The sequence below is a fragment of the Shewanella sp. Sh95 genome (genome assembly GCF_001308045.1).
Classification (GTDB): domain Bacteria; phylum Pseudomonadota; class Gammaproteobacteria; order Enterobacterales; family Shewanellaceae; genus Shewanella; species Shewanella xiamenensis.
Genome location: NZ_LGYY01000202.1, coordinates 39,570 through 49,688, shown reverse-complemented (window position 1 = coordinate 49,688; position 10,119 = coordinate 39,570). Strand labels below are relative to the sequence as shown.

The 10,119-nt window shown below is 45.3% G+C and carries 4 protein-coding genes; 1 reads left to right on the top strand and 3 read right to left on the bottom strand.

The window, feature by feature from the left end; translation table 11 throughout:
• Nucleotides 1-121: 121 nt before the first annotated feature.
• Together AEA42_RS14810 and AEA42_RS14805 are read right to left on the bottom strand one after the other, a co-directional pair.
• Nucleotides 122-898, bottom strand: a complete 777-nt coding sequence (locus tag AEA42_RS14810) for an SIR2 family protein (RefSeq protein WP_082389658.1) — start codon at nucleotides 896-898, stop codon at nucleotides 122-124.
• Nucleotides 899-1,446: 548 nt separating this feature from the next.
• Entirely contained in the window at nucleotides 1,447-3,045 is a 1,599-nt protein-coding gene (locus AEA42_RS14805; RefSeq protein ID WP_055648123.1) for a dipeptidase, read from the bottom strand.
• 273 nt (nucleotides 3,046-3,318) lie between these two features.
• Between AEA42_RS14805 and AEA42_RS14800 the strand changes: the two genes are divergently transcribed.
• Entirely contained in the window at nucleotides 3,319-5,547 is a 2,229-nt protein-coding gene (locus tag AEA42_RS14800) for a M3 family metallopeptidase (RefSeq protein ID WP_055648122.1), read from the top strand.
• Nucleotides 5,548-5,644: 97 nt separating this feature from the next.
• On the opposite strand, the gene AEA42_RS22950 is transcribed toward AEA42_RS14800, so the two are convergent.
• On the bottom strand, nucleotides 5,645-9,823 hold the full coding sequence (locus AEA42_RS22950) for an Ig-like domain-containing protein (RefSeq protein ID WP_231640401.1): 4,179 nt from the start codon (nucleotides 9,821-9,823) through the stop codon (nucleotides 5,645-5,647).
• Between the last annotated feature and the right edge of the window lie 296 nt (nucleotides 9,824-10,119).

Genomic DNA, 10,119 nt, shown 5'->3' with positions numbered 1-10,119 from the left:
GGAGGTACTCAGGCGGCCTGATTATCAAATCACGGAGAAAGAATTGCTGGCGGCCTGGGTATTATTCGCCAATCAGTTGCTCAAATATGGCTATGCTATGGCTGATTTATGAGGGGATCCTTCAGCACTCTGTTTCATCAATCACTCGAATACCGTAACAGTGCGCATAGTAATCCTTAACCGGTTGATCGACTTTTGATCGCGACACCAAAAATATATTCGAGCCTATAACGTGGTTTTTAGAAAACCCTTTATAATCACTGATTATTGATTTTAGATTTGCATCTCCAAGAGAGTAGCCCAAGATAACCACGGTATTTTCATGTAACACCGTGCTTAGTTTCCTCGAAAAATACGATTCGCTATGAATAAACTTAAAGTAGTCATCTGACGTAACAACCATATTTTCTGGAGAGTCTATCGACCCATGAACATGATAGACTTTGACCCTGGCTGACGATCTAGGAATCGGCAGGCCAGGCGTCAAGGAGTGACATGCTTCAAATCCTACTAGCTCTTCGACAAGCTTGTCATAGTTGGTTGTAACAACACGACAAGAGCATTTTGATAGAAAATCTTCTATTGATGCATTGTTCCCCATCAACTTTATGGAACTGATTTCCTTTGCAATTTCTTCGTGGATGCTCTTACCTACTTTTTGCAGTTCAATAGAAATAACCTGAGCCGCCTCCTCTAATCCGAGTGTATTTTTACCGTCTTTTGGAAATAGGCTGGCCTTTAAATCATTTCCATTTGCAAGAAGTTCACACAGTGACTCCAAAAGTCCTTGCCAGCTAGGGGCTTGGTTATCTGATACAGATTTCGAAAATCCCGTTCCAGTGAATAAGCACAATCTACTTGATGTCGCTGCATACGCGATTTCGAAATACTCGCTCAACCTTCACCCCTTATTGGTATAACATTACTGCACATGGTTAACTGATTGTATTGCAGCGAAGTTATCGGCTTTGCTTCAAATACACCACCTAGAAAAACGCACATGCGCGTTTTTAAAACATATTATCTATGAACTGGTAAGTATAAGCGATTAATTTTAAAGATATTTATTTAAAAATTAGAAAGCACGCACAAATGCAGGATGAAAATCGTTCACAATCCTTATAATTTGAATACAACGGTATACTTATCCCGTTTTTTGATGGTTAGTAGTGAATTACATCACACGGGATATAACGATGAATATTACTAGGCCAGAAAGTCGTTCATTATTGTTCCACCGAAAACTTGTTAACTCGTTTTGGGGCAAAAGCTTTTCGCCAGATGAACAGTTGTTATCTTGTTTTAACGATTCAATGCAATGGCGGCTATTTTGGATTAGCCGCCATTATCTTATAAACCGATGAGTTTTGGCGTGAAATCAGCGCCTTTCACCCTATGTTGTATTTTACCCATCGCTTTAATTAATCAAGCCCATTAAAAAGCACACTATTTTGCGGCGGTTAACTCAATAAAAGCGGCGGTGTACATTTTCAGATTCAGCATAAACTGTTTATGGGTAATAAATTCTTTCTCGGTGTGGCCAGTGTATTCCACGCCCGGCATGGCGGGGCCAAAACTTAAAGCGTTGGGGAATAATTTACTGTTGGTTGAGCCGCCAATGGCCACGGGTTTGGGTGATGCTATGCCGGTAAAGTGGGCAAACACATCCAGTAATGTTTGTTGATGGGGTGCATCCTTCATCACCATAGGCTCGCCCCAATAACTTTCCACGTCGATGAGTGTCACTTGATGCTCAGCTTGCCATTTGTTCAGCGCGTCCTTGGCTTGGGCTGAGAGTAACTCAGGCGTTTTGCCCACTGGGCGACGTAAATTAATGGTGACTTCCGTCCCTTTACTCGTTTGCGCAACAACAGTGGGGGCCAGCGTTAAAGCGCCCATAAAATCATCTTTATAGGCCAGTTCGCCAAACTGCTCGGCATAAATCCCCACCCCTACTAACTCATTCATGGCGGCGACCGTCAAAGCCGCAGTGGTTTTAGGCCAAGTGTATGGCTGAAGTAGCGAGGCCAAATGCGTCACGGCATTCACCCCATCTTCTGGTGTTGAGGAATGGGCCGCCTTACCGTCGGCAAAAATATGCAAGTCGCACACGGCCTGCTCGCAAGTACGCTCGAATCGATACTTCATCCCCTGCTGGTTTGCCCCGCTCGTTTGTAATTGTTCAAACAAGCTTGGGGTGATGGCATGAATTTGCGCCTCGGCTTGCTGTGGCACTTGGCTAGCAAAATAGCCGCCGGAAAATGCAGTTAGGCTCGGAACATTCGTTGCCGCGCCCTGCTCCTGCGTTGACTCGATATTCGGCACAGTAAAGCCAATCTTACTCCAACCCTTTTCGGCGGTGACGACTGGATACTCGGCATCTATAGTGATATTTATCTGCGCTAGGGTGTAATGGGCTAAAAAGGCTTTTAGTGGATCCCAATCGGACTCTTCGGCTAAATACACCAACAGCTCAATGCGTTTTTCCCGTTCGAGTTGTTTATCTTTGATGGCCTTCATCGCATACATGGCGGTGACAATCGCGCCTTTATCATCTTCAGTGCCGCGACCTATCAGCTTGCCAGGTTCAGACTCGGTATCCAGCACATAGGGGCTCTTGGCCCAGAGCGCGGGATTGGCGGGTTGCACATCGCCGTGGGTAACGATTCCTAATTTCTCAACCTGTGAGCGTTGGGCATCGACAACATTGGCATCGAGGCCAATCAATACAACATAACCGTGGTCGGCATAATCGAGCCCGAGTTCTTGGCTCAAGCTTTTTAAACTCGACTTAAAACCAATAAAAGCGGGGTTGGTATCGGGTGTTTGCCCCTCAACCGCTTGGGTATTAAAACTGATTAAATGCGCCAGACTCTTGACCATCTGCGTGTCATAGGTGCTCACCGCATAATCGGCCACCTTAAGCGCATCTTGGCTAATGCTAGTTGATGACGCTGCTGCTTGCGATGTCCACAGCGCAGCGGCTAATAGGGAATAAGAAAAACGACGACAGAGGCTCGTACAGTTAAACTGAAGCAATTCCATAGAGGTCCTATTTATTATTTGTATGATGAGGGACTTACATTCAAACGCACCAAAGTAATGGCTTTATCCTTTGCCGAATATTGCCTTAGTGCGGGGCTCAGTTTGCCATAGTTCTTCCGTTAAAAACCGCAGGCTAACCATTTGTTACAAACAAAACACAAAATCGATGGAACCCTTAGGCGAATACATGCTAAACAGTCAGCTTAAAATAAGCTTAATGGTTGTTAACACCATTAATCCGACAGAATAATAATCACCTAACGGGGAATTGACATGCAGGGACTAAGCCTAAAATCACAGGCCCTTAACGCGCGCACACTCAAACCACGCGCAATCACACTGACCTTTAGCGCTATCACGCTCGCCCTCGCCTTAAGCGGTTGCAGTGCACAGCATAGCGATGCTGCGGCGCAGGCGAAAGTCGCACCGAATGCAATGTCGGCACAGATCATCAGCCAAAATGCCAGCAACCCATTCTTTAAACCCTATGATACGTTTATGGAAATTCCGGCCTTCGATAAGATTAAGCCCGAGCATTTCCTCCCAGCATTTAAGGCGGGTATCGCCCAGCAACACGAAGAAATCCAAGCGATTGTCGATAATAAAGACAAGCCGACCTTCGCCAACACCATTGAAGCGATGGAGTTTTCGGGCGATCTCGTCACCCGCGTATCCAACGTCTTCTTTAACTTAACTGGGGCTGATACCACTCCTGAGCTGCAAGCGATTTCCAAGGAAGTCTCGCCAATGTTATCGTCGGCCGAAGACGATATCTTATTGAACGATAAGCTGTTTCAACGCGTTAAAGCCGTTTATAACAGCAAAGACAGCCTAAAGCTCAACACGGCTCAGGCCAAATTACTGGAAGACACCTATAAATCATTCACCCGTGGCGGTGCCAACCTCAGCGAGCAGGATAAAACCAAGCTGCGCGCCCTGAATGAAGAAATCGGCAAGCTTAACTTAGCCTTTGGTGACAATCTGTTAGCCGAAACCAATGCCTTCGAGCTAGTAATTGATAAGCGAGCAGACTTGTCTGGTTTACCCGCCGATGTGATTGCCACTGCCGCCGAAACCGCGAAAAAGCGTGGCCATGAAGGCAAATGGGTATTTACCACGTCACGCCCTTCTATCACGCCGTTTTTAACTTATGCCGATAATCGCGAACTACGCGAAAAACTCTATAAGGGTTATATCGAACGTGGTAACAACAATAATGCCAATGATAACAAAGTCATTCTGGCAAAAATTGCCGCGCTACGTGCCGAACGTGCGCAGCTCATGGGCTATAAAACCCATGCGGATTTTGTGTTAGAAGATCGCACCGCCAAGACGCCTGAAAATGTCTATGGCTTACTCAATAAAGTCTGGCCAGCAGCCCTTGCCCAAGCCAAGGCCGAAGTTGCGGATATGCAGGCGTTAATCGACAGCCAAGGCGGCAAGTTTAAGCTGCAAGCTTGGGATTGGGATTACTATGCCGACAAAATCCGTGTTGCGAAGTACAGCTTTAACGAGCAGCAAACTCGTCCTTACTTCTCCCTCGACAGCACCCTAAAAGGCGTGTTCTATACGGCCAATCGCCTCTATGGTTTAACCTTTAAAGAACGTACTGACTTACCAAAATACAACCCAGAAGTGCGTACTTGGGAAGTGTACGATAAAGACGGCAAGCTCATGGCCATCTTTATGGGCGACTATTTTACCCGTGATAGCAAACGCGGCGGCGCTTGGATGAACTCGTTCCGTAAGCAATACCATATGAACGGTGTCGATTCGAAACCCATTATTGTCAACGTGTTGAACTACCCTCGCCCTGCGGGTAATGAGCCTGCGTTGCTCACCTTCGATGAAGCCAGCACCCTGTTCCATGAGTTTGGCCATGCGCTGCACGGCATGTTATCCAATGTCGAATATCGCTCACAGGGCGGAACAGCAGTACCTCGCGACTATGTGGAGTTCCCTTCACAGGTCAACGAAAACTGGATGACTCAGCCCGAAGTGCTCGCGCAATTTGCTAAGCACTACAAAACCGGTGAAGTGATCCCGCAGGAACTGGTGAAAAAAATCCAAGCCGCCAGCAAATTCAACCAAGGCTTTGCGACCGTTGAATATATGGCCGCCACAAAGCTCGATTTAGATTGGCACACCCTAACCGATACCTCGCCTAAGGATGCCGCCAAGTTTGAGGCCGACTCCTTAACTGCCATGGGATTGATTAATGAGATCAGCCCACGTTACCGCAGCACTTACTTCTCGCATATCTTCGCGGGCGGTTATTCTGCCGGTTACTACAGCTACCTCTGGTCGGATATTTTGGGCGCCGATGCCTTCGAAGCCTTTAAAGAAAATGGCATTTTCGATAAAGCGACCGCCGATGCCTTCCGTAACGACATCTTGTCTAAGGGTGGCAGTGACGACCCTATGTTGATGTATAAAAACTTCCGTGGAAAAGAGGCTGGAATCGAACCTTTATTGCGTAGCCGCGGTTTACTTGCTGAGTAATCAACCACCCGCACGGTGAAAACAATGCGGGTATTGTATTTATGAACAAAAAATAAGGTGCCATCGGCACCTTATTTTTTTAGTTCTTATTTAGTTCTTATTTAACCACGATGGGTATGTTAAGCACTTCAGTTGTTGTTGCAGCAATACCAAATTTACCAGGTGTGGTAACTGTCACAACTAAATTCCCCGAATCTGGCTGTTCGCCCGCTTTTAAGCTAACCACAAACTCACGCCCGCCATTATAGCTAGTGCTTGGCCAAGTGAACTCAGAAGAACTCGTCACAGATGCTCCAGTTGGCTTAAATTTAACCACTGTTCCCTCTGGCATTTGTTGGTTATTGATATCAGCTATGATAAACCTTACCGATGCAGTCCCCTTAGGAACCATATCAATCTGATTATTACCTGCAACACTATCCGTGATCATTACATTTTCAAGTCGTGTCGCATACGCCTCACTACTGGACATCACTAGCACAAGCGAACGACGTACTGATATTGATGCTTGAGGGCTGCATTTAACTAGCGAAGCGGTTGAATCATCACATAACACACCACTGTATTCGCCATCATTTAAATTAAAGATCCCTTGCCCAGTTGGACTCACCGGATCAATGAAATCGATGAATGTTTCTCGATCACCTGATGTATCTGTTGAGCCATTCTTTGGATAAGCTGGCGTGTATAAACCATCTTCATTGTGATCAACAAATGCCTCGGTAAGATCATAACAATCTCCACTATTATCGCGACCACAATCAGTCACTGAACCAACGAATAAACTAAATTCAGCATCAGTATCGAGAATATTATTGCTATTTAAATCCGCAAATGACTCTTCACCAATCGCGGTTGCAGTAATTGTCACTCGACCACCATAGGGCTGGCCAAAATGGTTACCGAAATATTTACCACCGTCAAAATTAGTTTCTTCCTTTAATGCTGCATTAGGATCTTCAGTCTGAAGACCACTACGATCAAGCAAAGGGCCATTACCATCGACGCCTACAGGACGAGGATTCTGACTTGTCCAAACCACTGAACACACACCTTTTGAAGTTTGACAAGAACTGTCAATTGCACCACCTTCAGCAGTAAACACTACAGCTGTACCATCTGGCACAGGGTTGTTAAAGGCGTCGGCTAAACGGGCGGTAATAGTGACTTGAGCTCCATCATGCTCCCAACCTTCGATGTTTTGCACAGAGGCCGACAAAGAGAAACTATCTTGGTCAGGCTTACCTGTAGAAACCACAAGCACATTGGATTGGCTAGAGATTAATGGGATGGTACCGTCAATACTCGCGGTGACTCTTACTGTAGCGGCAACTGTGCCAGAGTTAACCACTGTTTGCACATACCCCTCATTATTTGACTTCGCGGTGGTTGGAATTAATCCCAAACCTGCCGACAGATTATTCAATTTAAAACTGACATCCCGATTAGCAACAGGATTACCATTGGTATCTAACACTCTAAAGCGTAACGTTGAAGACTCACTACCACCTGTACCTTTTATACCTATGTTTTCTGGCGTTGCATCAACAAACACAATGCTACCCGCACTGGCTGGTAATACATTGATTGATGCAGTTGCAGAAAGAGTCAAACCACCAGTATTAGCAGACACATTTATAGTGTCATCACCCTCACAACCTTTGGCTAAATAACGAGATTCAGCAACACCATTAATAGTGGTTACAGGTGAGCTTAGGTCAGCTTTTGCTGGCGTCTGACTTGAGCAGGTAGATTTAAAAGTAACAGCCACAGGCTGAGTATATAGATTCCCAAGATTATCCCTGATAGCAACGCTGACTGATGCGGTACCGCCAGCAGAGATTTGCGTTGTGCTAACGTTAGCTACTCCTGCTGTAAACGGATTACCACTGCCCATATTTAGGTCTGTCGCACCTACGACCACGATGGCTTCACCAACATCACCGTCTGCGAGTGATGCAGTAGCTAATCCTGCACCCAACTTATTCGTCGCAAAAATATCAACAACCGCAACCCATTCATTATTAATGAATTTTGTCACAGCGGTTACCACTGGCAAATCACCGATTGGTGATGCAAAAGTCACAATGACAGGTTTAGTTAACCCATTAACCGTTGCTCTAAGCTTACCAGGAAAAGCAGTAGAAATTGTCTCTGTTGGAATACCATTCTTATCTGTTAGTTGCAATGTCACTTTAGAAGACCCACCATCGCCAGCCATAGTGACACCCAATGAAGCTTGGACTACATCCACACCCACAACATCTGCATACACAAAACCCGCACCTGCAATATTCAAGGTTTTGAGCTTAATACTTGCCTTACCATTAGCGTCAGTCAGTACCGAGCCAATTTCTGGGTCAAATAATCCTAACGCCACATTACTTAAACTAAATTGCACCAACTTGTTGGCTAAAGCACTGCCATCAGCAGCAAGTAACGTTGCTGTCACGGTTGCTGGAGTCGCTGCATTAATATTAGTGGTAGTTGAACTGAGTGTTAGTTTAGGGGGAGGCACTTGTCCTACTGCATTGCCATCACCTTTCATGTAAAGCGATACGTCTGCCACACTGTCATAACCAAACACATTCACTTTAACATTCACTGCACCTTCAATATTTGCAGTGGCTAATTGAATTGTAGCTTTACCATTAGCATCGGTTAATACTGAAGCGGATTCAGGATTAAAACTTCCCGTTAACGGATTACTTAAGCTAAAGCTGACAATTTTGTTAGATAATGGTGTTGCATCTACACTCTTCACCGTCGCCGTGAGTGTAGCTGGGGTTGCCTTAGTTATGGTTCCTAAATTTGACGATAAGCTAACAACGATGCCAGAGCCATCACCTGTATTACCATCACCTGCCATATTGACACCAAGCGAAGCTGGCTCTGCATCCACACCTTGCACCAATGCGGTTACTAAGGCCGCACCTTTGATATCCGCCGTTGCTAAGGTTATTTTCGCGACACCGTTACTATTGGTTAGCGCCGTACCCGTGGCAGGGTCAAAAATACCCAAGGTATTATCATTTAATGAGAAACTCACCAGTTTGTTGACTAGAGGCAGACCATCTTTATCTTTCACTAAGGCAGTAACTTCAGCAGGGGTCGCAGCAGTTATTTCAATCGCACTCGCGGTCAAACTTATGGTGGATTTATTACCAGCGATAACACCATCGCCAGCCATAGTGACACCCAATGAAGCTTGGGCTACATCCACACCCACAACATCTGCATACACAAAACCCGCACCTGCAATATTCAAGGTTTTGAGCTTAATACTTGCCTTACCATTAGCGTCAGTCAGTACCGAGCCAATTTCTGGGTCAAATAATCCTAACGCCACATTACTTAAACTAAATTGCACCAACTTGTTGGCTAAAGCACTGCCATCAGCAGCAAGTAACGTTGCTGTCACGGTTGCTGGAGTCGCTGCATTAATATTAGTGGTAGTTGAACTGAGTGTTAGTTTAGGGGGAGGCACTTGTCCTACTGCATTGCCATCACCTTTCATGTAAAGCGATACGTCTGCCACACTGTCATAACCAAACACATTCACTTTAACATTCACTGCACCTTCAATATTTGCAGTGGCTAATTGAATTGTAGCTTTACCATTAGCATCGGTTAATACTGAAGCGGATTCAGGATTAAAACTTCCCGTTAACGGATTACTTAAGCTAAAGCTGACAATTTTGTTAGATAATGGTGTTGCATCTACACTCTTCACCGTCGCCGTGAGTGTAGCTGGGGTTGCCTTAGTTATGGTTCCTAAATTTGACGATAAGCTAACAACGATGCCAGAGCCATCACCTGTATTACCATCACCTGCCATATTGACACCAAGCGAAGCTGGCTCTGCATCCACACCTTGCACCAATGCGGTTACTAAGGCCGCACCTTTGATATCCGCCGTTGCTAAGGTTATTTTCGCGACGCCGTTACTATTGGTTAGCGCCGTACCCGTGGCAGGGTCAAAAATACCCAAGGTATTATCATTTAATGAGAAACTCACCAATTTATTAGCAAGGGGAAGGCCTCTACGATCTTTTACTATCGCAGTTACCAATGCAGGAGTGGCTGCATTTATATTAATATTGCTAGATTCTAAACTTACGGTTGGTTTATCACCTGATACAACGCCATCACCAAGCATAGTGATATTCACTTCGGCGAACTCACCACTGCTAATCTTAGCAGTAACTGTAGCTCCGGTATTAATTGCTCCGGTGAAAAGTTGAATAGTCGCAACACCATCAGAATTTGTTGCCACCTGACCTGTTGAAGGACTAAAAGAACCATAAGTATCATCGTTTAAAGTAAATGACACTAAAGTATTTAAATTATTACCTTTAGAATCAGTAACTTTAGCGGTAAGTGTCGCTGGTTTTGCATACGAAACTAGAGAATCACTTACAGATAACTTTATAGATTTTGTGACAGGTTGAGGCGGCGTTCCCGAATCGCCCTCTCCAATACTGCCTCCGCCTCCACATGCAACCAAAAAAAGTGAACATAGTCCTGCGAGAAAAACCTTATACGCTGACTTCATTGTCAGGCTCCCTGTTA

Bases quoted from the DNA above. Each gene is read 5' to 3' on its own strand.
- AEA42_RS14805 (WP_055648123.1), bottom strand. From the start codon at position 3,045: ATGGAATTGCTTCAGTTTAACTGTACGAGCCTCTGTCGTCGTTTTTCT.
- AEA42_RS14800 (WP_055648122.1), top strand. From the start codon at position 3,319: ATGCAGGGACTAAGCCTAAAATCACAGGCCCTTAACGCGCGCACACTC.